We start from the raw sequence: 25,731 nt of genomic DNA on the forward strand, positions 1-25,731 counted from the left end.
CTCTGCCCTGACGATCAGTTGTGGTGACGCACGGCGCGCAGGAACTCCTGGCGGGTGTTCTGGCTGGATTTAAACAGGCCGCCCAGCGAGGTGGTGGTGGTGGCGCTGGTCGCATCACGAATGCCGCGCGCTTTCACGCAGTAATGCACTGCATCAATCGATACCGCCACGTTGTTGGTGCCGAGCAGCGTTTGCAGCGCGATCAGGATCTGCTGAGTTAAACGCTCCTGAACCTGCGGACGCTGGGCAAAGAACTGCACGATACGGTTAATTTTCGACAAACCAATGACCGCCTCTTTGGGGATATAGGCCACCGTCGCTTTGCCGTCGATAGTCACAAAGTGATGCTCGCAGGTGCTGGTCAGGGTGATATCGCGCACGGTCACCATCTCATCAACCTTCATTTTATTTTCAATGACGGTGATTTTTGGGAAATTAGCGTAATCCAGCCCGGAGAAGATCTCATCGACGTACATTTTGGCGATGCGACGCGGGGTCTCCATCAGACTGTCATCGCTCAAATCGAGATTCAGCAGCTGCATGATTTCGGTCATATGCCCGGAAATAAGACGTTTACGTGTTTCGTTGTCCAGATCCTGAACCGGTGGACGCAACGGGGTTTCAAGGCCGTGCGCAACCAGCGCTTCGTGGACAAGGGCTGCTTCTTTACTCATTGATGACATTCTGTTCTCCTGCAGGTGTGGCGCTCTTCTGCCCTCCGTGGGGCAAAATGTGCACTTATTGTGCGTGAGGCGGCGAGCATAATCCAGTATTCACCGCGATAATTAATACGATTGCCGTTACCTTTCAACGTGACGCCGCCAGACCAGCCCGCCCGCGATAAAAAGGGCAATGCCGGCGAGGCCCAGCGCGGGCTCAAGCCTGTGCATCAGCCAGCTCGACAACGCCGAGGTCATCGGGCCAATCAGTTGCCCGACGGCATAGCCGGTGGTGAGCAATCCGGCCATATAGCGCGTGTGGTTCGGGGCCAGTTCGCGACCGTACAACAACGATAGCTGCACCGCGCATAAAAATCCTCCGCCCACCAGCAATGCACCGGTCACCAGACCGGCCATCCCCGGCAGCAGCCAGGCAGCAATTACCCCCACCGCCTGCAGCCACAATACCAGCGCCAGTCTGCGATGGGTGGTGGAAACATGACGCAGGGCGATGCTCAGGGCGATGCCTAATACGGCGGCAACGCCAAATACCGGCCAGACAAACTGGGCAAACACGCTGCCGGGAAAACGCAGCGCCGCCATCTGCGACAGAAATGTCGCCGGGAGGATGTAGCCAAACCCGGCGAGACTGTAACTCCAGACCAGGCGACGCAGGTCGCGGGTCAGCGTCAGTGGCTCAGGGGTGGAGCCCGGACGGTGCAGCTGCCCGGCGCGCGGCAGGTAGCGAGCAATCAGCGCCACCAGCACCAGCGCCAGCACACCATAAATTTGCCAGGCGGCCCCGGCAGTGAGCCCCTGCGCCTGGATCCACACCGCCAGCAACCCGCTGATGGCGATCCCGGCACCCGGCCCGGCAAACACCGCCGCGCTTAAGCCCGGCCTGGCAAAATGGGCCAGCCGTTCGTTGGTCCAGGCGGCAATCAGCACCATCGACCAGCCGCTCATGCAGCCAATCACAAAGCGCAGCAATCCGTGAATAACCGCGTTATCGGCCACCGCCGAAAGCAAGGTCAGTGCCACAGCGCCAATGATACCCAGCCACAGGCGGCCTTCGACAAAGCGATGCGCGCGCATGGCATCCCACGCCCCCACCAGATAGCCGAGGTAGTTCATGGCGGCCACCAGCCCGGCACTGGTCAGGGTGAGTTGCCCGGCAGCAATCATCAGCGGCACCTGCGGGGTAAAGGCAAAACGCCCTATTCCCATCGCCACGACCAGAACCACAAATCCGCTAAGCGCGATACGCAGCGCCATGACCACTCCAGTTGTTAAAGTTTCGTAAATTCATGATGCAGGATATGAAGAAAATGCGGAAGTGAAAGTTGCTCACACGTAATTGAATAATCTGTATTATGGCTTTCAACCCTCGATATTCCCTTCCTGAAGGAGCCCTGCATGGAACTGCTCGAAGAGCACTACTGTTTTGAAGGTCGACAGCAGCGCTGGCGGCATGACTCCGCCGTGCTGAACTGCGCAATGACGTTCAGCATTTTTCTGCCGCCTGCCAACGGCGCGGCAAAACCGCCGGTGCTGTACTGGCTCTCCGGCCTGACCTGCAATGATGAAAACTTCACCACCAAAGCGGGCGCCCAGCGCGTGGCGGCTGAACTGGGGATCGCCCTTGTGATGCCGGACACCAGCCCGCGCGGCGATGACGTGGCGGACGACGCCGGTTACGACCTGGGCAAAGGCGCCGGGTTCTATCTCAACGCCACCCAGCAACCCTGGGCACGTCACTACCGGATGTACGATTACCTGCGTGATGAGCTGCCTGCACTGATTCAGGCACAATTCGCGGTGAGCGATCGCTGTGCCATCAGCGGGCATTCCATGGGCGGACACGGCGCGCTGATCATGGCGCTGAAAAACCCAGGCAAATACGTCAGCGTCTCGGCCTTTGCGCCGATTGTGAATCCGACTCAGGTGCCATGGGGACAGAAAGCGTTCTCGAACTATCTGGGTGAAGATACGGCGACCTGGCAGGAGTGGGACAGCTGCGCGCTGATGCTTAACAGCCAGCCAGAACAGGCAATCCCGACGCTTATCGATCAGGGCGACGGCGATCAGTTCCTTGCCAGCCAGTTACAGCCCGCGGTGCTGGCCGAAGCCGCACGCCAGACGTCGTGGCCGCTGACGCTGCGCATCCAGCCCGGCTACGATCACAGCTACTATTTCATGGCGTCATTTATCGACGATCATCTGCGCTTCCATGCGCAGCATTTATTCAAGTAAGTGCCCGCCTCGTGCCCGGTGGCGCTTCGCTTACCGTGCCTACGGGTGCCATTTGTAGGCCGGGCAAGCAACGCGCCGCCCGGCGTTTTCAGCATCAGAACTGGTAATCCACCGCCATAAAGTAACGGCGGCCATCTTCATTGTAGCTGTAGTCGTCACGGCTGAGGTCTTTATCCAGCAGGTTCATGACGCCCGCGCGCAGCTTGACGCTTTTGCTCGCCTGCCATGCGCCACCGGTGTTCCATACCACGTAGCCACCCGGCGTGGTGCCGCCGCTGGTGATGGTGCGTTTCTCACCGGTATAGTTACCCTGCACATAGAAGGACCACGCCTGCGTAGCCTGCCAGTCAACCGTACCGTTTGCGGTATGGAACGGCAGATCGGACAGCGGCTTGTTGTCGCCGTTGCTGACATCACGCCCGTCGTTGTAGGTGTAGTTCAGGCTCACGCGCCAGTCTTCGGCCAGCGGGAACTTCAGCTCCGTTTCCAGGCCACGAATACGCGCCTTGTTAACGTTGTAATAACGGAAAATCGGCTCGCCATCGGCGTTCAGACCGACATAGTTCGGGTAGCTCTGTGCCTGATTGGCGTTCGCGGTACGCAGAATGCTGATGCGATCGTCAACATCGTTCTGGAAGGCGGTGACGCTGGCCTGCACGCCCTCTAACCAACCCTCTTCACCGGTATAGTACAGACCCAGTTCAAAGCTTTCGCTGGTTTCCGGTTTCAGATCCGGGCTACCGACAATCTCACAGGCGCCGCGACAGGAACCGGTGGTCCAGTCCGGGCTGAGCTGCAGCAGAGATGGCGCTTTGAAGGCCGTTGCCCAACCCCCTTTCACCGTCACGGTATCGGTCGCGTTATAGACCAGATACGCACGCGGGCTCCAGTGGTCGCCGTAGGTTTCGTGGTCATCCATACGCACGCCAGTGGTCAACGCCAGCGGCTCGAAAATCCGCCATTCGTCTTCGATAAACAGCGCGTACTGGCTGGCCGAGGTGTTACTGCTGCTGCCGCCCGTCAGGTTAATCGGATCTTTCAGCTTGTCGTGACGCCATTCCCCGCCGAGGGTGATCAGCTGGTTGATGTCACTCAGCGGCAGAACATATTTACCGTCAAGGGAGGTGTTTTCAGAGGTGATCGGGTTGCTGTTGCTCGGGTTCTTGTTCTCGACTTTTTCACCGTAGAATTTCAGTTCGCTGTTACCTAATCCCCAGCGGCCATTGTGGCTCAGGGAGTAGTTCTGGCGCTCAAGGCGGTTCTGATCCAGCGAGTCGGAGTCGCGATCCTGACGGTCAAAGCCGTAGCCGGCGGTGAAGTCATGATTTTCGTTCGGCGTCCAGGCAAATTCCACGTTGGCGTCGCGGCTGGTAAAGCCTTCGATACGCGGGGTTTCACCGGTGGCGCTGGTGGTGGACTCCTGCGGTTTGTCTTTGTCGCGCTGCTGCACGCTGCCGAAGGCTTTCATGCCGAGAACGCCGTCCACCAGTGGGCCGCTGGTATAGAACTGGCCGCCGTAGGTATCGCCGCGATCGCGGTGTTCCTGGATAGTGGTATCTGCGGTGAGGGTGCCGGTCCAGCTCTGGCCGATTTTTTTGGTGATGATGTTCACCACGCCGCCCAGCGCATCTGAGCCGTACAGGGAAGACATCGGGCCACGCACGACTTCGATACGCTCGATGGCGTCAACCGGGATCCAGTTAAGATCGAAGTCATTATGACGGAAGACCGCATTGCGCGAGCTGACGCGCTTACCGTCAATCAGGATCAGCGTATAGCTGCTGTCGAGGCCACGAATGCTGACGCCCTGGCGGTTGTCCCCTTCGTTAGTGAGTTGCACACCTGGAACTTCCTGTAACACATCTTTCAGGTTCTGTACCGGCTTACGCTGTAGATCCTGCTGGGTAATGACGCTGATACTGGCAGGGGCATCTTTCAGGTTTTGCTCATTGGCCGATGCAGTAACAACCATCGTCTCGCCAGGTTCAGCGGCAACAACTGGCAGGGCGAAGGACAGAGCAGACGCGCACAGCCCTCCCCGTACGAAGGGATTCAACCTAAACATTCCAAAATCTCCATGAGGTAAACACAGCAAAATCAAATGATTCATGCTCACTATGCATCGCAAACCGCCCGCTTCTCTGGCGAGTCGGTTGAGTGCTTTTTTGAAGGTGTGGCAGTCACGTCCTCCCCTGACCAGGGCGATGACATGAACGCCTTCATCCTTTTTATTGCGATGCTAACGATAAAGCAAACGATAACTATTATCAATTCAATTGTTAAAAGTTATGTCAATTGTTCATATTATGGCGATAAAAAAACCCGCTCGAATGAGCGGGTTGAAGAGAGGGGCAATTACTTTTTAACGCTGTCCGGGAATTCCATTTCGCTGTAGCGCACGAATTTCGATCCCTTAGTCAGTTTGAAGCCAAACCAGATGACCAGGAACAGCGGGATACCAATATAGGTTGCTGCCACGCCGCCCCAGTCGATGGTGTCGGCCAGGAAGGCTTCGTAGTTCTGACCCAGCGTAATGATCAGACACAGCACAAAGGCGAAGATCGGTCCCAGCGGGAAGAACCCGGAGCGGTACGGCAGGTTGTTAATATCAAACCCTTGCTTCACATAACCGCGACGGAAACGGTAGTGGCTGATGGCGATACCGAGCCAGGCGATAAAGCCCGTCATCCCGGAGGTATTCAGTAGCCACAGGTACACGGTCTGGTTACCGAACATCGAGGTCAGGAAACACAGGCAGGCAATCACGGTGGTTGCATACAGTGCGTTACGCGGCACGCCGCCACGGGACAGTTTCGCGAAGATACGCGGCGCTTTGCCGTCGCAGGCCAGGGAATAGAGCATACGGGTTGAAGCATACATGCCGGAGTTGCCCGCAGACAGCACCGCCGTCAGGATCACCGCATTCATTACTGCCGCCGCCGAGAGCAGACCCGCGTGCTGGAAGACCAGCGTGAACGGGCTGACGCTGATGTCTTTAACATCGTTACGCAGCAGGCTCGGATCGGTGTAAGGAATAATCAGGCTGATAATCAGGATCGCGAACACATAGAACAGCAGGATACGCCAGAACACCTGACGCACCGCGCGCGGAATGTTCTTCTGCGGATCTTCAGATTCTGCGGCCGCAATCCCGATGAGCTCGGTGCCCTGGAAAGAGAAGCCGACGATCATCGCCACGCCAATCATCGCCGCGAAGCCCCCGGCAAACGGCGCATCGCCAATTTCCCAGTTGCTCCAGCCCGCCGGTTTGGCGCCCTGGAAGATACCGAAGATCATCGCCACGCCCACGGCGATAAAGATGACGATGGTGGCCACTTTGATCAGCGAGAACCAGTATTCTGCTTCACCGAAACCGCGCACAGAGATGTAGTTCAGCAGGAAAATCACCGCCATGAACACGGCGCTCCAGATCCAGCCCGGCGTATCCGGGAACCACCAGGACATCACCAGCTGCGCGGCCACGAGGTCAACGGCGATGGTTACCGCCCAGTTGTACCAGTAGTTCCAGCCCAGCGCGAAGCCAAAGCCTTCTTCGACATATTTCTGGCCGTAGGTGGCAAAGGAACCGGACACAGGCATGTACGCCGCCAGTTCACCCAGGCTGGTCATCAGGAAATAGACCATCAAACCGATCAGAATATAAGAAAAGAGCGCGCCGCCAGGGCCCGCTGCAGAAATGGTCGCACCCGAGGCGACAAATAACCCTGTACCGATAGAACCACCAATGGCGATCATCGTCAGGTGACGCGCCTTGAGTTCGCGACGTAGCGCGGGCGCTTCTGTGGTTTTAGTTTCGGAAACCATATGAAAATGCTGTCCATTCAAAAAATGAGGCGAGATTGTAGCAGACGATCGCCGTACCTTCTGGCACAAATGCCCTGTTATAAGAGAGCTTCATGACGGGCCGAGGATTATAAGTAAGACTGAGATCGGGACAGTTGCGCCCTCTTCTGAAAAGAGGGCGAGAGGTTATTGCCCGCAGTAGCGCAGGAAGCGCTGCAGCGAGTTGGAGAGGTGCTTCTGGCGGTGATGAATGCGCCACAGAGTGCGCACCAGCCGGGGCAGCGGCACGGGGATTTCCACAAGCGTACCGGATTCCAGCTGCTCGGCAATTACCCGGCGCGACAGGCAACTGATGCCCAGGCCGTGACGCACCGCGTGTTTGATGGCCTCGGAGTTGCCCAGCTCCATCCCCATCTGAAACTGCGGCAGATGCGAGAGCAGCAAATAGTCGACGATCTCGCGGGTGCCGGAACCGCGCTCACGCAAAATCCACGGTGCCTGCGCCAGCTGGTCGAGGGTCACGTCCTGCTGCAATAACGGCGACGCGGGCGAGGCAAAGACCACCAGCTCGTCGTCAAGCCAGGGCTCGGCAATCACGTCGGCGTTATGGCATGGTCCTTCGATAAGCCCGATGTCGACCCGAAAATCGATCACCGCATTGATCACATCCTGGCTGTTGCCGACGCTCATCTCCAGCGGCAGCGCAGGGAAGTCCCGGCGGTAGCGGGCAATCACTTCCGGCAGGATGTAGTTGCCGATGGTGCTGCTGGCAAAAACGCGGATCGCGCCGTTATCCTCGCGAAACAGCTGTTCTATTTCGACGGTCTGCTCCAGCAGCGCCAGCGCCCGTGGGTAAAGCAAGCGCCCATGTTCGTTGACCACCAGCCGCTTCCCTACCCTGTCAAACAGCTGAACCCCAAGCTGACCTTCGAGGTCAGTCAGGGCAGCACTGACGGCGGACTGCGACAGCGCCAGCATTTGTGAAGCCTGGGTCGTCGAGCCGCTCTTCAGCACCTCAGCGAACACTTCGAGCTGACGTAACGTAATGTGCATAGGGTCACCCGGTCCGGCAAGCGCGCTGCTTACCACTTATAGAGATTAATTATAAATATATAATCAATTTTATTTTTAAGCCAGAGCACCGTAACCTTTTAGCCAGATAAAGGAGAAGGTTATGACAACACTCACCCTACAGCATCAACATTCAGTGTGGCGTTACATTCCCGGCCTGGCGCTGAGCGCGCTGGTCACCGGGTTCGCATTATGGGGCGGCAGCATCCCAGCGGTCGCGGAGGCAGGATTCAGCGCCCTGACGCTGGCCATCCTGCTGGGGATGGTGGTCGGTAATACGGTCTATCCCCACATTTATAAGCCGTGCGATGGCGGCGTAATTTTTGCTAAACAGCACCTGCTGCGCCTCGGAATTATCCTGTACGGTTTTCGCCTGACCTTTGCGCAAATTGCCGACGTCGGGGTTAGCGGGATTGCCATCGACGTATTAACCCTGACCAGCACCTTTTTACTGGCCTGTTTTGTCGGACAAAAGGTGTTCGGGCTGGATAAACAGACCAGTTGGCTGATTGGTGCGGGCAGCAGCATCTGCGGCGCGGCGGCGGTGCTGGCAACGGAACCGGTGGTGAAAGCCGAATCCAGCAAAGTCACCGTGGCGGTGGCGACCGTGGTGATCTTCGGGACACTGGCGATCTTCCTCTACCCGGCGATGTACCCGCTGGTGGCACACTGGTTTAGCCCGGAAACCTACGGGATTTACATTGGCTCGACGATGCATGAAGTGGCGCAGGTGGTTGCCGCCGGTCACGCCATCAGCCCGGAAGCGGAAAATGCAGCGGTGATCGCCAAAATGCTGCGGGTCATGATGCTGGCACCGTTCCTGCTGATTCTGGCCGCGCGGGTAAAACAGCTGGCACCGGCGGGCAACGGTGAGAAAAGCAAAATCACCATCCCGTGGTTTGCGCTCCTGTTTATCGTGGTGGCGGTGTTCAACTCGTTCCACCTGCTGCCAAAAGCCGTCGTGGATATGCTGGTGACGCTGGATACCGTCCTGCTGGCAATGGCGATGGCGGCGCTGGGCTTAACCACCCACGTCAGCGCGCTGAAAAAAGCCGGTGCTAAACCGCTGCTGATGGCCCTGCTACTGTTTGTCTGGCTGATTGTCGGCGGCGGCGCCATTAATCTGGCGGTTCATAGCCTGATGGCATAAATCCTTTCAACCTTCTCCCGTTAACCCGCTATCATAAGCGTTTGCCGGTTAACGGGAGTTTTCTATGAAATACGTTGGAGCGCACGTTAGCGCTGCAGGCGGTCTGGCCAATGCCGCCATTCGTGCCGCCGAAATCGAGGCGACCGCTTTCGCCCTGTTCACCAAAAATCAGCGCCAGTGGCGCGCCGCGCCGTTAACCACCCAGGTGATTGATGAGTTCAAAGCGGCTTGCGAAAAATACCATTTCGGTCCTGGCCAGATCCTTCCCCATGACAGCTACCTAATTAACCTGGGCCACCCGGTTCAGGAAGCGCTGGATAAATCCCGCGAGGCGTTTCTCGATGAGATGCAGCGCTGCGAGCAGCTCGGCCTGACGCTGCTGAACTTCCACCCCGGTAGCCATCTGAGCCAGATCGACGAAGACGCCTGTCTGGCGCGGATCGCTGAGTCGATCAATATCGTGCTGGCGCAAACTGAAGGCGTGACGGCGGTTATCGAAAACACCGCCGGCCAGGGCAGCAACCTCGGTTTTCGCTTTGAGCATCTGGCGGCGATCATCGATGGCGTGGAAGACAAAACCCGCGTCGGGGTCTGCATTGATACCTGCCACGCCTTTGCCGCAGGCTACGATCTGCGTAGCGTTGAGGAATGTGAAAAAACCTTCGCCGAATTCGAGCGAGTAGTCGGCTTTAACTACCTGCGCGGCATGCACCTCAACGATGCGAAAAGCGCCTTTGGCAGCCGCGTCGACCGTCACCACAGCCTGGGCGAAGGCAATATCGGCCATGATGCGTTCCGCTTTATCATGCAGGACCCGCGCTTTGACGGCATCCCGATGGTTCTCGAAACCATTAATCCGGATATCTGGGCCGAAGAGATTGCATGGCTGAAGGCGCAACAGCACGCTGAGGCGACCGCATAATGATGAATGAAACGGTAGAATGGGTTTCGCTTTAAGTAAAAAAAAGGGCAGAGTCGCCTCTGCCCTTTTCAGTTGAAATGTACTTATGCGGTTTTAGCGACAGCCTCGGCTTCCGGGCGCTTCAGCACCGCGTAAGAGAGTCCGGCTACCAGCGTACCGGCGATAATCGCGAACAGGTAACCCAGCACCGGGGTGATAGCGCCTGGGATCAACAGCACGAACAGTCCGCCGTGCGGCGCCATCAGTTTTGCGCCAATCGCCATCGAGATAGCACCGGTCACCGCGCCACCAGCGATACAGCATGGCAGCACGCGCATCGGGTCACGGGCAGCGAACGGGATTGCCCCTTCGGTGATAAAGCACAGGCCCAGAACCAGCGCCGCTTTACCGCCTTCCTGCTGCGCTTTGTCGAACTTACGACGAGCAATGATGGTCGCCATACCGAGAGCCAGCGGTGGCACCATACCGGCTGCCATGATGGCCGCCATCGGGGCGTAGGTCTGGGTACTCAGCAGGCCAACACCAAAGGCGTAAGCCGCTTTGTTCACCGGACCACCCATGTCGGTACACATCATGCCGCCAAGGATTGCACCCAGCAGAACCGCGTTAGCCGTGCCCATGGTTTGCAGCCAGTGGGTCAGGCCTTCGAGGATGCCCGCAACCGGTTTGCCGATCAGGTAGATCATGCCCAGACCGACCACCAGACTGGAGAACAGCGGAATGATCAGAATCGGTTTCAGCGCTTCCATACTCTGCGGCAGCTTCAGCTTCGAGCTGATGAACTTCGCCACATAACCGGCAAGGAAGCCCGCAATGATACCGCCGATAAAGCCCGAACCGGTGCTTACCGCCAGCATCCCGCCAATCAGACCCGGCGTCAGGCCCGGACGATCCGCGATGGAGAACGCAATATAACCAGCCAACACCGGCACCATCAGCGCGAATGCTGAACCGCCGCCAATCTGCATCAGTGCCGCAGCAAGCGTGCCCTGCTCTTTAAAGGCTTCGATACCAAAGGCGAACGACAGCGCGATACACAGACCACCAGCAACCACCATCGGCAGCATGTAGGAGACGCCCGTCAGCAGGTGACGATAGGCGCCCGCCGACTCTTTTTTGCCTTCGCTGGCAGAAGATGCCGTGTTGCCCGCAGGCTGATACAGCTTTGCTTCTGCCTGAGCTTTATCCAGCTCCTGGGCCGTTTTCTTCAGCGCCAGGCCGGTAGAGGTGCGGTACATCGGCTTACCGGCGAACTTCGCCAGATCCACTTCAATGTCTGCCGCGACGATCACCAGATCGGCTGCAGCCACTTCTTCCGGGGTGATGGCATTGCCTGCCCCCACCGAACCGCGCGTCTCGACTTTTACCCACCAGCCGCGTTTTTTGGCTTCGGTTTCAATGGCTTCAGCCGCCATAAAGGTATGCGCTACGCCCGTTGGGCACGCGGTGATCGCCACCACGCGTTTTGGACCACTGGCCACTGCCGGAGCCGTTGCTGCAACTGGTGCGCTGTACACCGCTGCATGGCCTTTGGCTTCGCTCAGGAACAGTTCCGGGTGTGCCACGGCGCGATTGATATCGCCCAGCCACACTTTTTTGCCGTTCAGCGCGCTGTCAGCCGGGATCTTATCCGCCAGAACGATAACCAGTTCGGCATCGCCCGGGTTGTCGATGAAATCAAGATGTGCTTTATGTCCTGCCGAACTCAGCAACGTTTTCGCCATATAGGCGCGAGCCTGTCCGAGGGCAGAGTCAATAATCAGCAGCGTTTTCATTATGCCTCTCCTGCTGTTAGTTAAAGGGTTTCAAGTCAACGCGCGCCATCATCGCGGCTAACTGGGTACGATCGGTAATCCCGACATTGCTCTGGCTAACGGCCAGGGCAGCAACGGCGGTGGCAAGACGTAAAGTATGTTCACTGGATTCGCGCATCAGCAGACCATAAATCAGCCCGCCAACCATCGAATCCCCTGCGCCAACGGTGCTAACCACTTCCACCGACGGCGGCTTGGCGATCCATTCGCCAGACGCGTTAACCCACAACGCACCTTCTGCACCCAGCGAAATCACCACGTGAGCGATACCCTGCTCGCGCAACGCATGGGCTGCTTCAATCACATCCTTTAATTCTGGCAGCTTACGGCCAGCCCAGATCTCAAGTTCGCGACGATTCGGTTTCACCAGCCACGGCGCGGCTTTCAGACCGGCCACCAGCGCATCGCGGCTGCTGTCAAAAATGATGCAAGGACACTGGCTGCGCAGGCGCGTCATCCAGTCGGTAAAGGCTTCAGGACTAACGCCGGACGGCAGGCTGCCGCTGACGCATACCATGTCGAACTGACCCAGCCAGCTCAGGGAGTCAGTCACAAAACGCTCCCAGTCGGACGGGGTGACTTCAAAGCCGGAGAAGTTCAGGTCGGTCACTTCGCCGTCTTTTTCGGTCATTTTCACGTTGATGCGGGTACGGCCCTGCACAACCTGAAAACGGTTGGCGATCCCCAGCTCGCTAAACAGCTGCTGGAAACCATCCTGATTATCTTTACCGAGGAAGCCGCCTACCGTGACGTCGATACCGAGATCTTTGAGCACTTTCGCGACGTTAATCCCTTTACCTGCAGCATGCAGGCCGGTGGTCCGCACGAGGTTGACTTCGCCGCGCTCAATTTCCGGGCAAAAGCCCACCAGATCGTAAGCCGGGTTTAGCGTAATAGTCGCAACACGTCTGCTCATTATGCGCCCTCCCCCAGACCTGCCGCGATGGCATCGCCAATCGCTTGCAGCGCCTGTTCAGCATCGGCACCTTGCGCGGTGAAGCGCAGGCGATGGCCTTTTTTAACGCCCAGCGCGACGACTTTCATCAGGCTGCGGCCGTTAGCCGGTTTCCCGCTGCCGTCGAGGTTGGTGACGGTCACGTCGCTGCTAAATTGCTTGATGGTATTCACCAGCATGGTGCCCGGACGGGCGTGCAGGCCGTGCTCGTTACGCACCACAAACTCAGCGCTCAGCACATCGTCTAACGAAACATCGTCGCTGGTCAGCAGCGCCAGCAGGGTAGCGGCATCAGCGTTCAGCAGTTTTTCAGCTTTATTGTTCAGCAGCAGGTCGCTCAGGCGCTTGAGCACCTCAACCGGCTGTTCATCGGCCATGGCGACAGTGACCAGCAGCGCGGTTTTTTCGCCTGCGGTGTCAAAAGCGGTGGCCGCGCGGCTGACCGCGATGGCGCTCTGCAGGTTGCCCTGCGCGCAGTCGTTCAGCCAGATGCCCTGACCGAGGTTCAGCGGCATGTCGTTAATGGCGTGAGCCACGAAGGCGGTATCTACCGCACCCGCTTCTTTCAGGCGACCGGCGTTGAGCGCCTGCAGGGTCACCAGATCGGAGGCGGCCACGTCCAGCGTCAGCGTCGCGTTATCCAGCTTCAGCGCCTCGCTCTGCTTTTCGCCCATCAGCAACGCACGCAGCTCTTCAGCGGTGGTGGCGGATTTAAGCTGTTCAGCCACCGCGTCGTCGCTCAGGACGTGCGTCAGCTGACGCAGCAGGCCCAGGTGTTCGTCGCTGCTGGCGGCAATGCCGATCGCGACATAGGCGACCTGGCCTTCACCCCACAGGACACCCTGCGGAAACTGATAGACCTGAACGCCGGTTTTCAGCACCTGATCGCGGGTATCGGTGGTGCCATGCGGAATGGCGATGCCATTGCCGAGAAATGTTGAGGTTTGCAGCTCGCGCGCCAGCATGCCGTCAACGTAACCGTCGGCGACGTTGCCTGCCTGCACCAGCGCGGCGGCCACCTGACGGATGGCCTCTTCTTTCGTTCCGGCCTGTTCGCCCGGATGGATGTCCTGCACGGATAACTGGAACATGGTTCTCCACTCCTGCTGAAATTGAATCGTTTCAGCTCACATGAAAAAAAATACGCTATTCCGGTGTGGCTGATTGATACCCGATAGCGCTGAAACGTTTCAAGAAGTCTTGCTCTTTCTACAAAACCTTGCAAGTAAAGTTACAATTCAGCATGCAGAAGTTAGATATGCAGCACATTTTCGTTGCAGGCCATTCACTTTCGCGTAGCGAATTTGCTTTTTACCGCTGCGTTTCAGCAACTTCAGCAACAGTAATTTTTAATCTGAAATGGGATTTTGATTTATTGTGGGGGAATTGATCCGGGCACCTGTTCATTTTCTGACAAGCGGCGTAAACTCCGCGTCTCTTCACTATCACTGATACAGAAACATGCACACAACCCCCGCGGCTGCCTCTCCCAAATCATTTGATTTGACCTCATCGGCGTTTTTGATTGTTGCCTTTCTCACCGGTATCGCCGGTGCGTTACAGACCCCAACGCTGAGCCTGTTCCTGACTAACGAGGTCCATGCCCGTCCGGCAATGGTTGGCTTCTTTTTTACCGGCAGCGCGATTATCGGCATTCTCGTCAGCCAGTTTCTGGCGGGGCGTTCGGACAGAAAAGGCGATCGTAAATCGCTGATTGTCTTTTGCTGCCTGCTGGGCGTGTTTGCCTGCCTGCTGTTCGCCTGGAACCGTAACTATTTTGTGCTGCTGTTTGTCGGGGTGTTTCTCAGCAGCTTTGGTTCGACCGCCAACCCGCAGATGTTTGCCCTGGCCCGGGAACATGCCGACCACACCGGTCGCGAGGCGGTGATGTTCAGCTCGATCCTGCGTGCGCAGGTGTCGCTGGCGTGGGTCATCGGCCCGCCGCTGGCCTATGCGCTGGCGATGGGGTTTGGCTTTGCGGTGATGTACATCAGCGCAGCGGTGGCGTTTGTGGTTTGCGGGGTGATGGTGTGGTTCTTCCTGCCGTCGATGCGCAAAGAGCCGAAGCTGGCGACCGGCGTGCTCGAGTCTCCGCGCCGCAACCGACGCGATGCGCTGCTGCTGTTTACGGTTTGCACCTTAATGTGGGGCACCAACAGCCTGTACATCATTAATATGCCGCTGTTCATTATTAATGAACTGCACCTGTCAGAAAAACTGGCGGGGGTGATGATGGGTACCGCAGCCGGGCTGGAGATCCCGACCATGCTGATTGCGGGCTATTATGCTAAACGCTTCGGCAAGCGCTTCCTGATGCGCATCGCTGCCGTCGCGGGCCTGCTGTTCTACGCAGGAATGCTGACCGCCCACTCGCCGGTAGTGCTGCTGGGGTTACAACTGCTGAATGCCATCTATATTGGGATTCTCGCCGGGATCGGCATGCTCTACTTCCAGGATTTGATGCCAGGCCAGGCGGGTGCGGCCACCACCTTGTACACTAATACCACCCGCGTGGGCTGGATTATCGCCGGATCGGTGGCCGGAGTAGTGGCTGAGTTCTGGAGCTATCACGCCGTGTTCTGGATTGCGCTGGGGATGTGCATCCTTACTACGCTCTGCCTGACGCGTATTAAGGATATTTAAGGCGCGGTGAGCGCTTCGAGATCCAGCAGCCAGGTCATGGCCTGAGTACGCGAGGTGCCGCACATTTCCCACGCTGGCTGTAGCCCTGCGCAGACTTTCGGGCGCGAGCTCGAGCCGAATATTTTGCAGCGCTGCTGCGCATCGAGTTGCACGCAGGGGGTATTGGCAGGCTTGCCATCAGGCATCCCGGGAATGGGGCTCGAAATGGACGGTGCGGTGCAGCAGGCTCCGCAGTCTGGACGACAATCCATATACGCTCTCCGGGTTAACTGAAACCCGCATCAGCGGGGGTGTCGCGCACAGTAACACCTTTTATATATTGATAGCAAAAGCCGCGAATTCCGCTTGCCTGAAATGCTGCGCGCGAGTACTTTGACGCGATATTTTTGACCTTCCCGTTAACAGGATTAAAGCAATGCCAAGAGCGAACGAAATTAAGAAAGGTATGGTGCTGAACTACAACAACAAGCTGCTGATTGTGAAAGACATCGACATTCAGGCACCCAGCGCCCGTGGTGCCGCAACGCTGTACAAAATGCGTTTTGCCGATGTCCGCACCGGCCTGAAAGTTGAAGAACGTTTTAAAGGCGACGATATCGTGGATACCGTTACCCTGACCCGTCGCTATGTTGATTTCTCCTATGTTGACGGCAACGAATACGTCTTTATGGATAAAGAAGACTACACCCCGTTCATCTTCACCAAAGATCAGATTGAAGAAGAGCTGCTGTTCATCCCAGAAGGCGGGATGCCGGATATGCAGGTTCTGACGTGGGACGGCGTGCTGCTGGCGCTGGAACTGCCGCAGACGGTTGATCTGGAAATCGTGGATACAGCACCGGGCATCAAAGGCGCGTCTGCCAGTGCACGTAACAAACCTGCGACCCTGACCACCGGTCTGGTTGTGCAGGTACCGGAATATCTCTCCGCTGGCGAGAAAATCCGCATCCATATCGAAGAAAAACGCTATATGGGTCGTGCTGACTGATCGTGCGCTGTTTGTGCCGGGTGGCGGCTTCGCCTTACCCGGCCTACAAAAACAGGCATAAAAAAACCGGCTCATTGGCCGGTTTTTTTGTAGGCCCGGTAAGCGCAGCGCCACCGGGCAAGGTCATTACAGAAGCTCAGGATATTTTGTCATCTTCAGCGCCAGCTCTACGCCGCGCACTTCCGCCATCCCTTTCAACCGCCCAATCGCCGAGTAGCCCGGATTGGTTTTCTTACGCAGGTCGTCAAGCATCTGATGGCCGTGATCCGGACGGAACGGGATCGGACGCAGATCGCCCGCCTGTTTACGGCGCTGCTCTTCACGCAGGATCGCATCCACCACCGCCACCATATTGACGTCACCGCCCAGGTGCGCGGCTTCATGGAAGGTCTTCGGATTCTCTTCCCGGCAGGTAGCACGCAGATGGGTGAAGTGAATACGGTCGCCGAAGGTGTCGATCATCTGCACCAGGTCGTTATCGGCGCGCACGCCATAAGAGCCCGTACACATGGTAAAGCCGTTGTGAATGCTATCGACGGCCTCTTTTAGCCACTGCATATCTTCAATGGTCGAGACAATGCGCGGCAGACCGAGGATCGGGCGCGGTGGATCGTCCGGGTGAACCGCCAGGCGCACGCCGGCTTCTTCAGCCACCGGCACGATAGCGCGCAGGAAATGGGCCATATTTTGCTGCAGCTGCGCTTTGTCTATCTTGCCGTATTCGGCCAGACGCGCGCGGAACTGATCGAGGGTATAGCCCTCTTCCGCACCCGGCAGACCGGCAATAATATTGCGGGTCAGTTTTTCGATATCAGCGTCACTGGCGGCGTTAAACCACGCCTGCGCCTGCTGCTGCTCTTCTGCGCTGTAATCCGCCGTAGCGCCTTCGCGCTTGAGGATGTGCAGCTCAAAGGCGGCAAAGGCAATCTGGTCGAAACGCAGCGCTTTGGAGCCATCCGGCAGTTCGTACTCCAGATCGGTACGCGTCCAGTCGAGGATTGGCATAAAGTTGTAGCACACGGTATCAATGCCGCAGGCCGCCAGGTTGCGAATGCTCTGCTGATAGTTGGCAATCCAGGTGGCGTAGTCGCCCGAGTGCGTTTTGATCTCTTCGTGAACCGGGATACTTTCGACCACGGACCAGGTCAGCCCTTTCTCTGCCAGCAGTGCCTGACGCTGCTTGATATCCTCTACCGGCCACACTTGCCCGTTAGGTATGTGGTGCAGCGCCGTCACGACGCCCGTTGCGCCTGCCTGACGCACATCATCAAGAGAAACCGGATCTTTTGGCCCGTACCAACGCCATGTTTGTTCCATTGCTTCGCCCTCTAAAGTTGTTATACCAATATGAATGACCACGATGACGACTACCATACAGGCTTGCGAATAAGGGTCAACGCGCCTCGCCAGATTGATTGATCTATCTCACAGTTCCCGGATAATTCCGGCTTACCAATTCAATTTGCTGTCATATAACTTTACACTGAGATTGTTAATTAACGGTTAATCAGGTGTTTATTTCATGAAGACAATTGCCTCCGCCACGCTACCCGCTCATGTACTGCAGCCGCAGTACGATCGCCAGAAGCTGCGCTCCCGCATCGTGCATTTCGGCTTTGGCGCCTTCCATCGCGCCCATCAGGCGTTACTGACTGACCGGGTGCTGAACGCCAAAGGCGGCGACTGGGGGATATGTGAGATTAGCCTGTTTAGCGGCGATACGCTGATGAGCCAGCTGCGTGCCCAGGACCATCTGTTTACGGTGCTGGAGAAAGGTGCCGACGGAAATCAGCCGATTATCGTCGGGGCGGTGCATGAGTGCCTGAACGCGAAGCTGGATTCACTGGCGGCGATCATTGAAAAGTTTTGCGAGCCGCAGGTGGCGATTGTCTCCCTGACGATCACCGAAAAAGGCTATTGCATTGATCCGGCCACCGGCGCGCTGGATATCCATAATGAACGCATTATTCACGATCTGGAAAACCCGGATCAGCCGCACTCCGCGCCGGGGATCCTGGTCGAAGCCTTACATCGCCGCCGCACGCGGGGCCTGTCGGCGTTCAGCGTCCTCTCGTGCGATAACATTCCTGATAACGGCCACGTGGTGAAAAACGCGGTACTGGGGATGGCCCACAAGCGCTCGCCGGAGCTGGCAACGTGGATTGCGGATCACGTGAGCTTCCCTGGTACCATGGTTGACCGCATCGTTCCCGCCGCCACCGACGCGACGCTGGCAGAAATTGCCCGTGAAGTGGGCGTTGAGGATCCGTGCGCCATCAGTTGCGAACCCTTTATCCAGTGGGTTATCGAAGACAATTTCGTCGCCGGTCGCCCTGAGTGGGAAGCCGCCGGCGTGCAAATGGTGCAGGACGTCCTGCCGTGGGAACAGATGAAGCTGCGCATGCTTAACGGCAGCCACTCTTTCCTGGCCTACCTGGGCTATCTGGCCGGGTACGCTCATATCAACGACTGCATGGCCGATGCCAGCCTGCGCGAAGCCGCTCGCCGCCTGATGCTGAACGAACAGGCCCCGACCCTGCGCATCACCGGAGTGGATCTCACTGCCTATGCCGACAGCCTGATCGACCGTTTTGCGAATCCGGCGTTGCAGCACCGTACCTGGCAGATTGCGATGGACGGCAGCCAGAAGCTCCCGCAGCGAATGCTCGAGAGCGTGCGAATTCATCGCCAGCACAATACCGCCTGGCCGCTGCTGGCGCTCGGTGTAGCCGGTTGGATGCGCTACGTCAGCGGCGTGGATGATGCAGGCAACGCCATCGACGTGCGCGATCCGCTCAGCGATAAAATCCGCGCCCTTGTCGCCAACAGCAGCGAGCAGGAACGTGTCACGGCCTTGCTGACGCTCAGTGAAATCTTCGGCAACGACCTGCCGCAGGATCCGCTGTTTGTCGAGGCCGTCACTCAGGCTTGGCAGCGCATCAGCCAGTCGGGCGCCCGGCAGGCTGTTATTGATACGCTGAATCTTTAACGATCGGTACCTGATACGCGAACGGGCGTCTTCCCGTTCGCTTCTTCCCTTCTCAACGCTGTTCTTTTGCGCCAGGATTACTGATAATTGTTATAGCATTACATTTATCACTCCTGGAGCACATGTGACTAAAACCAACCTGATCACCGGTTTCCTCGGTAGCGGAAAAACCACGTCGATTTTGCACCTGCTGGCCAACAAAGATCCTGACGAAAAATGGGCCGTACTGGTCAATGAGTTTGGCGAGGTCGGTATCGACGGCGCGCTGCTGGCCGAAAGCGGGGCTCTGATTAAGGAGATCCCAGGCGGGTGCATGTGCTGCGTGAATGGTTTACCGATGCAGGTAGGGCTGAATACCCTGCTGCGTCAGGGCAAACCAGACCGTTTACTGATTGAGCCCACGGGCCTCGGTCATCCAAAACAGATCCTCGACCTGCTGACCGCCCCGGTGTATGAGCCGTGGATAGACCTGCGCGCCACCCTGTGCCTGCTCGACACGCGCCAGCTGCTGGATGAGAAAAGCGTCCAGAACGATAACTTCCGCGATCAGCTTGCCGCCGCCGACATCATCATTGCCAATAAAGATGACCGCGCCACCGCCGACAGCCGTGCCGCGCTGGAACTCTGGTGGCAGCATTTTGGCGGCGACCGCCAACTGCTGCACACCACGCAGGGCAATATTGATAATGCCCTCCTCGACCTGCCGCGGCGTAACGTCGCCGAATTACCTGCCAGCGCGGAGCATTCACACGGTGGTGGCGATAAACAGGGTCTGGCAGCATTGAGCCTGCCCGCGCACCAGCGCTGGCGTCGCAGCCTGAACAGCGGCCAGGGGCATCAGGCCTGCGGCTGGGTATTTGATGCCGACACCTGCTTCGATACCATCGGCCTGCTGGAGTGGGCGCGCCTTGCGCCGGTCGAACGGGTAAAAGGGGTGATGCGCATTCCCGAAGGGCTGGTGCGCGTCAACCGTCAGGGGACTGATTTCCATATCGAAACGCAGAATGTCGCGCCACCGGATAGCCGTATAGAGTTAATTAGTGCGGTTAACACCGACTGGAATGTGCTTCAGTCCAGCCTGTTGAAGCTTCGTTTAACCTCGGGCGACTAACGTTGCCCCCGTTTTAACTGCTGACGACATGATGATGACAACCCGATTACCGCTTATTTTACTGCTCAATATCGCCGGTCTGGCGCTCTTTTTATCCTGGTACCTGCCAGTGAACCACGGTTTCTGGTTCCCGCTGGACAGTGGGATTTTCCACTTCTTTAACCAGGAGCTGGTGAAAAGCCGTGCCTTCTTATGGTTGGTGGCGATCACCAACAACCGCGCGTTTGATGCCTGTTCGCTGCTGGCAATGGGCTATCTGATGCTGAGCTTCTGGCGTCAGGAGAATGCGGTCGGACGCCGTCGCATTGTGATGATGGGTTTGACGATGCTGCTGGCTGCGGTGGTGATCAATCAACTGGCACAGGCCCTGATCCCGGTTAAGCGCTCAAGTCCGACGCTGTTCTTCCCGGATATCTACCGCGTCAGCGAGCTGCTGAATATCTCGACAAAAGACGCTTCAAAGGACAGTTTCCCTGGCGATCACGGCATGATGCTGCTTATTTTCTCCGCTTTTATGTGGCGATATTTTGGCCGTAAGACTTTCGTATTAGCCCTGATTATTTTTATAGTTTTTGCTTTCCCGCGTGTAATGATCGGTGCGCACTGGTTCAGTGATATTGCCGTTGGCTCACTTTCGGTCGCCCTGATTGGTCTTCCCTGGTGTCTGATGACCCCCTTAAGCGATCGCGTTATTGCTTTATTCGATCGTTATTTACCTGGTTAATACAACAAACTTAAAACAAATTTCGCACCGTTATTAACAACAACCATTACCGAATATTTAATGACCGAGGGTGATTCTTCACCCTCTCATTTCCGAAATATCCGATTGCGACGAAAACAATCCCTCGAAAAATGAACGAGTTGCACAATTATTAACCAGCGTAATGGTTGTGTTTCGCTTTCCCGCCCGGTGACTTTAGGTATCACTTTTTCTTATAAAAAATGGATATTATTGCTCGCAATGCCCCGTCCGATGGGGTAATCTCAAACTCGTTTTACCCCAGCGCGGTTATTATTTTTTAATGTAAATAAATTTGTGCGTTTCGCCACAGATTTGACCATAAAGAATTGTCTCATTGTGCGCAGGTATTTAGTCTCGTCTCGCTTGGCATTTTTTTATAACGATAAAGGTCGTTAAGGACTTCAAGGGATAATAAACAACATGGTCAAATCTCAACCGATTTTGAGATACATCTCACGGGTAATCCCGGCGATAGCAGTAGCGGTTCTGCTTTCGGCTTGTACCACCAATACCGCAAAGAATATGCATCCTGAGACGCGTGTTGTGGGTTCGGAAGATAACTCTTCACTGCAAGCCTCTCAGGATGAATTTGAAAAGATGGTCAGTAATTTGGATATCAAATCCAAACTTATGGACCAGTACGCCAGCTGGAAAGGCGTGCGTTACCGCCTTGGCGGTGAAACCAGAAAAGGTATTGATTGTTCCGGCTTCGTACAGCGTACGTTCCGCGAGCAGTTTGGTTTAGAACTTCCGCGTTCAACGTATGAACAACAGGAAATGGGCAAATCTATCTCGCGTGGCAGCTTACGCACCGGTGATTTAGTGCTCTTCCGTGCGGGTTCAACCGGCCGCCATGTCGGCATCTATATTGGTAACGACCAGTTTGTTCACGCGTCCACCAGCAGCGGTGTGACGATCTCCAGTATGAACGAGCCATACTGGAAGAAGCGCTACAATGAAGCGCGTCGTGTTCTGACCCGTACCTAACTCTGTGCTGTCCGTTTCCCTTGGCTGACAGCCCAGCATAAAAGCACTGCTACGGCAGTGCTTTTTTTGTATTACGATCTGCGATATGTCTCCATCTGACGCGGGTCTGGCCGTTCCAGGCTATAGTCGTGTAGTTACGTGAGTTTAGCCGTCAAGATGACGCGAGCGGCATATCAGGATTAACGTTTATGTTCACCCGCTATTTATCCTCCCGTCGAAAAGCGCTGTTCCTCAGCCTGATTATCGGTCTGCTTGTCGCCCTGCTCAGCGGGGGATCGCAGTTTTTAATGAGCCACCATAAACAGGAAGTCAGATACGATAGCCTGATCAGCGGTCTTGGCGGCTATATGAACAACTATTTTGCCGAGCTGCGCCGCTCCATTGATATGTTGCAGCCCCTGACGCTAAGTCAGTGCGCCGATATTCGATCTGAACTCACTTCCCGCGCCTCATTCAGCCTCAACGTCCGTGCCTTTCTGCTGGTTAAAGATAAAGTCGCCTTTTGCTCCTCAGCCACGGGATCGATGCTAATGCCGCTCGCGGAGCTGGTGCCGTCTATCGACATGAGTAAAGAGGTGGACATGGCCCTGCTGCCCGGTACGCCGATGATGCCGGCAAAACCGGCCATTTTGCTGTGGGTCAGTAATCCGCTGCTGGCAAACGGCGGCGTCTTTACCTCTATTAACGTCAACCTGATGCCCTATATTCTGGATACCACCCGCCAGAATGAATTTACCGGGGTGGCGCTGGTTATCGGCAATATGGCGTTTACCAGCTATTCGGACCAGCCACTGCTGGCTACTGATTTACATGGCCAGCCCGTGCGCTCGGTGCAGCTGCAAGGGCTGCCGCTTAAAATCTATCTGTACGCCGACACCTGGATGCTGGAAGAGCTGCAGTTTGCCCTGCTGTTTGGCCTGATCTGCGGCATTTTCGCCAGTGCGCTCGCCTACTTCGTCATCATCACTCGCGCCAATCCGCGCAAAGAGATCCTCACTGCCATCAAGCAGAATCAGTTTTACGTGGTTTATCAGCCGGTGGTGGATGCGCAAGATTTAGAGATGCGCGGCGTAGAAGTGCTGATGCGCTGGAACCATCCCGGTGCCGGAGAAATCCCGCCGGATGCGTTTATTAATTTTGCCGAAGCCCAGAAGCTGATCGTGCCGTTGACGCTGCACCTTTTCGACCTGATCAAGCGTGATGCGCCAATGTTGAAGAAACGGCTGCCGCCGGGTGCCAAGCTGGGGATCAACATCGCGCCTGGCCACCTGCACGCCGACAGTTTTAAAGAGGATATGCGCCAGTTCGCCGCCTCATTGCCGCCGGATCATTTCCAGCTGGTGCTCGAAATTACCGAGCGCGACATGCTCAACCAGATGGAAGCGACCAAGCTGTTTGAGTGGCTGCATCTGGAAGGATTTGAAGTAGCGATAGATGATTTTGGTACCGGGCACAGCGCGCTGATTTATCTGGAGCGCTTTACCATGGACTATCTCAAAATCGATCGGGGTTTCATTAACGCTATTGGTACCGAAACCGTCACCTCGCCGGTACTGGATACGGTGCTGACCCTGGCCCGCCGTCTGAATATGGTGACGGTAGCAGAAGGGGTCGAGACGCCCGAACAGGCAAAATGGCTGCGTGAGCACGGTGTCAGCCTGCTGCAGGGGTACTGGATCAGCCGCCCGATGCGCCTGGATCAGCTGATGGTCTGGGAGCCCGATGTTCAACTGGACGGGGAATAATTTCACAACCCCCGCGACCTCACTTATTATTCAGATAATCAACCGGTCCGCTGCCTGCGGGTCACAACAAAAAAGGAATACGTAGCGGAATGATTGTGCGCGCGGTGGTGCTGCTGATTGCGATGATAAGTGGACTTTGTCAGGCGCAAACTATTAAAGAGAGCTTCGCCTTTGCGGTTATTGGCGAGCCAAAATACGCCATTAACTTCGACCATTTCGATTACGTTAACCCGGCCGCACCAAAGGGCGGCGGTGTGACCCTGTCGGCTAACGGTACCTTCGACAACTTCAACCGCTACGCTCTACGCGGCGTGGCGGCCGAGCGCACGGACGCGCTCTACGATACCCTCTTCACCACCTCTGACGACGAGCCGGGCAGCTATTATCCGCTGGTAGCAGAGATGGCGCGCTATGCCGATGACTTTTCGTGGATGGAGCTGACCCTCAATCCGCAGGCGCGCTTTCATGACGGCACCCCGGTAAAGGCCAGCGATGTCGCCTTTACCTTTCACAAATTTATGACCGAAGGCGTGCCGCAGTTTCGTCTGGTTTATAAAGGTGCCACGGTCAGCGCTATCGCCCCGCTGACCGTACGCATTACCCTCACTCATCCAAATAAAGAAGACATGCTGAGCCTGCTGACGCTGCCGGTGATGCCGGAAAAGTTCTGGAAGGATCATAAGCTCAGCGATCCCCTGTCCACCCCGCCTTTGGCAGGCGGGCCATATCGCATCACCCACTGGCGGATGGGCCAGTATCTGATTTACTCCCGGGTGAAAGATTACTGGGCAGCCAACCTGCCGGTTAACCGCGGACGCTGGAACTTTGACACCCTGCGCTATGACTATTATCTCGACGACAATGTGGCATTCGAGGCGTTTAAAGCGGGCGCATTTGATATGCGGGTAGAGAGCAGCGCCAAAAACTGGGCGACGCGCTACAACGGCAAAAACTTCAGTCGCGGCTACATCGTCAAAGAGGCGTTAAAGAATGACTCCGCCCAGGATACACGCTGGCTGGCGTTTAATATTCAGCGCCCGGTATTCAGCGATAGCCGCGTGCGTCAGGCGATCACCCTCGCCTTCGATTTTGAGTGGATGAACAAAGCGCTGTTTTACAGCGCCTATAGCCGGGTGAACAGCTATTTCCAGAATACCGAATATGCCGCACACGGCTACCCGGATGCCGCCGAGCTGACGCTGCTTGCTCCGCTGAAAGAGGCGGTTCCCCCTGAGGTGTTCACCACAATCTACCAGCCGCCGCGCTCAAAAGGTGACGGCTTCGACCGCGATAACCTGCTGCAGGCCAGCAAGTTGCTGGATGAGGCCGGGTGGGAGATTGAAAATAAGAAGCGGATTAACACGAAAACCGGCAAGCCGCTGAGTTTTGAACTGTTGCTCTCCTCCGGGGGCAACAACCAGTGGGTGCTGCCGTTCCAGCACAATCTTGAACGGCTGGGCATTACCCTGAACATCCGTCAGGTGGATAATTCGCAAATCACCAACCGAATGCGTAACCGTGATTACGACATGATGCCGCGCCTGTGGCGGGCCATGCCGTGGCCGAGTACCGATCTGCAGATCTCCTGGGCTTCGCAATATATTGATTCAACCTACAACGCGCCGGGGGTGAAAAACCCGGCGGTCGATGCTCTGATCGCCCAAATCGTCGCCGCACAGGGCAATAAAGAAAAACTGCTGCCGCTGGGACGGGCGCTCGACCGGGTGCTGACCTGGAACCATTACATGCTGCCAATGTGGTTTATGGGGCAGGACCGAGTCGCCCACTGGGATAAGTTCTCGCTTCCCGCCCAGCGCCCGGTGTACGCACTGGGGTTTGAAAACTGGTGGTATGACGTTAACAAAGCGGCGAAATTACCCGCCGAACGGCGTTAA

21 protein-coding genes are annotated in these 25,731 nt (G+C 56.7%); 11 read left to right on the forward strand and 10 right to left on the reverse strand.

Translation table 11 applies throughout. From position 1 onward, the window contains the following. Window positions 1-14 precede the first annotated feature (14 nt). A complete protein-coding gene (gene folE, locus M8013_RS16085) occupies window positions 15-683 on the reverse strand; it encodes a GTP cyclohydrolase I FolE (RefSeq protein ID WP_271268798.1) in 669 nt (222 codons plus the stop codon). Between the two features lie 117 nt (window positions 684-800). Then, window positions 801-1,934: a YbfB/YjiJ family MFS transporter gene (locus M8013_RS16090; RefSeq protein WP_271268799.1), complete on the reverse strand. Its 1,134-nt coding sequence runs from the start codon at window positions 1,932-1,934 to the stop codon at window positions 801-803. A gap of 141 nt (window positions 1,935-2,075) precedes the next feature. Between M8013_RS16090 and fghA the strand changes: the two genes are divergently transcribed. Continuing rightward, window positions 2,076-2,912 (forward strand): S-formylglutathione hydrolase, encoded by an 837-nt coding sequence (gene fghA / locus M8013_RS16095; protein WP_271268800.1) that lies wholly within the window; start codon window positions 2,076-2,078, stop codon window positions 2,910-2,912. A gap of 94 nt (window positions 2,913-3,006) precedes the next feature. Here fghA and cirA read toward each other — a convergent pair whose 3' ends face one another. The 3 genes from cirA to yieE all read right to left on the reverse strand — a co-directional run bounded on the left by cirA (window position 3,007) and on the right by yieE (window position 7,769). Continuing rightward, window positions 3,007-4,977 carry a catecholate siderophore receptor CirA gene (cirA, locus tag M8013_RS16100; protein WP_271268801.1) on the reverse strand — a complete coding sequence of 657 codons (1,971 nt, stop codon included), beginning with the start codon at window positions 4,975-4,977 and terminating at the stop codon, window positions 3,007-3,009. A gap of 290 nt (window positions 4,978-5,267) precedes the next feature. After that, window positions 5,268-6,737, reverse strand: coding sequence for an amino acid permease (locus M8013_RS16105; RefSeq protein WP_271268802.1), 1,470 nt, complete (start codon window positions 6,735-6,737; stop codon window positions 5,268-5,270). 165 nt (window positions 6,738-6,902) lie between these two features. Next, complete coding sequence (yieE, locus tag M8013_RS16110) at window positions 6,903-7,769, reverse strand: DNA-binding transcriptional regulator YeiE (protein WP_271268803.1); 867 nt, start codon at window positions 7,767-7,769, stop codon at window positions 6,903-6,905. A gap of 121 nt (window positions 7,770-7,890) precedes the next feature. Between yieE and M8013_RS16115 the strand changes: the two genes are divergently transcribed. Together M8013_RS16115 and nfo are read left to right on the forward strand one after the other, a co-directional pair. Beyond that, window positions 7,891-8,937: a YeiH family protein gene (locus tag M8013_RS16115; RefSeq protein WP_271268804.1), complete on the forward strand. Its 1,047-nt coding sequence runs from the start codon at window positions 7,891-7,893 to the stop codon at window positions 8,935-8,937. 64 nt (window positions 8,938-9,001) lie between these two features. After that, window positions 9,002-9,859 carry a deoxyribonuclease IV gene (gene nfo / locus M8013_RS16120; protein WP_271268805.1) on the forward strand — a complete coding sequence of 286 codons (858 nt, stop codon included), beginning with the start codon at window positions 9,002-9,004 and terminating at the stop codon, window positions 9,857-9,859. 83 nt (window positions 9,860-9,942) lie between these two features. Here nfo and fruA read toward each other — a convergent pair whose 3' ends face one another. Genes fruA through fruB form a run of 3 tightly spaced genes read right to left on the reverse strand, consistent with a single transcriptional unit; the run spans window position 9,943 to window position 13,719 of the window. Then, a complete protein-coding gene (gene fruA, locus M8013_RS16125) occupies window positions 9,943-11,634 on the reverse strand; it encodes a PTS fructose transporter subunit IIBC (protein WP_271268806.1) in 1,692 nt (563 codons plus the stop codon). A gap of 16 nt (window positions 11,635-11,650) precedes the next feature. Further along, window positions 11,651-12,589, reverse strand: coding sequence for a 1-phosphofructokinase (fruK, locus tag M8013_RS16130; RefSeq protein WP_271268807.1), 939 nt, complete (start codon window positions 12,587-12,589; stop codon window positions 11,651-11,653). After that, window positions 12,589-13,719, reverse strand: a complete 1,131-nt coding sequence (fruB, locus tag M8013_RS16135; protein ID WP_271268808.1) for a fused PTS fructose transporter subunit IIA/HPr protein — start codon at window positions 13,717-13,719, stop codon at window positions 12,589-12,591. The genes fruK and fruB overlap by 1 nt, the downstream gene beginning before the upstream one ends. A 370-nt stretch (window positions 13,720-14,089) precedes the next feature. Here fruB and setB point away from each other — a divergent pair, with 370 nt between their 5' ends. Then, entirely contained in the window at window positions 14,090-15,271 is a 1,182-nt protein-coding gene (gene setB, locus M8013_RS16140) for a sugar efflux transporter SetB (RefSeq protein WP_271268809.1), read from the forward strand. Here the strand turns inward: setB and M8013_RS16145 are convergent. Next, the gene (locus M8013_RS16145; RefSeq protein WP_271268810.1) at window positions 15,268-15,522 is read right to left on the reverse strand and encodes a YkgJ family cysteine cluster protein; all 255 of its coding nucleotides are present in this window, start codon (window positions 15,520-15,522) and stop codon (window positions 15,268-15,270) included. The genes setB and M8013_RS16145 overlap by 4 nt on opposite strands. A gap of 164 nt (window positions 15,523-15,686) precedes the next feature. Between M8013_RS16145 and yeiP the strand changes: the two genes are divergently transcribed. Further along, entirely contained in the window at window positions 15,687-16,259 is a 573-nt protein-coding gene (gene yeiP / locus M8013_RS16150) for an elongation factor P-like protein YeiP (RefSeq protein WP_271268811.1), read from the forward strand. 126 nt (window positions 16,260-16,385) lie between these two features. On the opposite strand, the gene uxuA is transcribed toward yeiP, so the two are convergent. Beyond that, window positions 16,386-17,576, reverse strand: a complete 1,191-nt coding sequence (uxuA, locus tag M8013_RS16155; RefSeq protein WP_271268812.1) for a mannonate dehydratase — start codon at window positions 17,574-17,576, stop codon at window positions 16,386-16,388. A gap of 205 nt (window positions 17,577-17,781) precedes the next feature. Here uxuA and M8013_RS16160 point away from each other — a divergent pair, with 205 nt between their 5' ends. The 6 genes from M8013_RS16160 (at window position 17,782) to M8013_RS16185 (ending at window position 25,731) form a co-directional block, all read left to right on the forward strand. After that, window positions 17,782-19,248, forward strand: coding sequence for a mannitol dehydrogenase family protein (locus M8013_RS16160; protein ID WP_271268813.1), 1,467 nt, complete (start codon window positions 17,782-17,784; stop codon window positions 19,246-19,248). 124 nt (window positions 19,249-19,372) lie between these two features. Beyond that, a complete protein-coding gene (locus tag M8013_RS16165) occupies window positions 19,373-20,359 on the forward strand; it encodes a CobW family GTP-binding protein (protein ID WP_271268814.1) in 987 nt (328 codons plus the stop codon). Between the two features lie 34 nt (window positions 20,360-20,393). Beyond that, window positions 20,394-21,083: a phosphatase PAP2 family protein gene (locus M8013_RS16170; protein ID WP_418939546.1), complete on the forward strand. Its 690-nt coding sequence runs from the start codon at window positions 20,394-20,396 to the stop codon at window positions 21,081-21,083. A 441-nt stretch (window positions 21,084-21,524) separates the two neighbouring features. Continuing rightward, on the forward strand, window positions 21,525-22,091 hold the full coding sequence (gene mepS / locus M8013_RS16175) for a bifunctional murein DD-endopeptidase/murein LD-carboxypeptidase (protein ID WP_271268816.1): 567 nt from the start codon (window positions 21,525-21,527) through the stop codon (window positions 22,089-22,091). Between the two features lie 188 nt (window positions 22,092-22,279). After that, the gene (locus M8013_RS16180; RefSeq protein ID WP_271268817.1) at window positions 22,280-23,836 is read left to right on the forward strand and encodes a cyclic di-GMP phosphodiesterase; all 1,557 of its coding nucleotides are present in this window, start codon (window positions 22,280-22,282) and stop codon (window positions 23,834-23,836) included. An 89-nt stretch (window positions 23,837-23,925) separates the two neighbouring features. After that, complete coding sequence (locus M8013_RS16185; protein WP_271268818.1) at window positions 23,926-25,731, forward strand: extracellular solute-binding protein; 1,806 nt, start codon at window positions 23,926-23,928, stop codon at window positions 25,729-25,731.

Source organism: Silvania confinis, from assembly GCF_025564085.1.
GTDB classification, from domain to species: Bacteria; Pseudomonadota; Gammaproteobacteria; order Enterobacterales; family Enterobacteriaceae; genus Enterobacter; species Enterobacter confinis.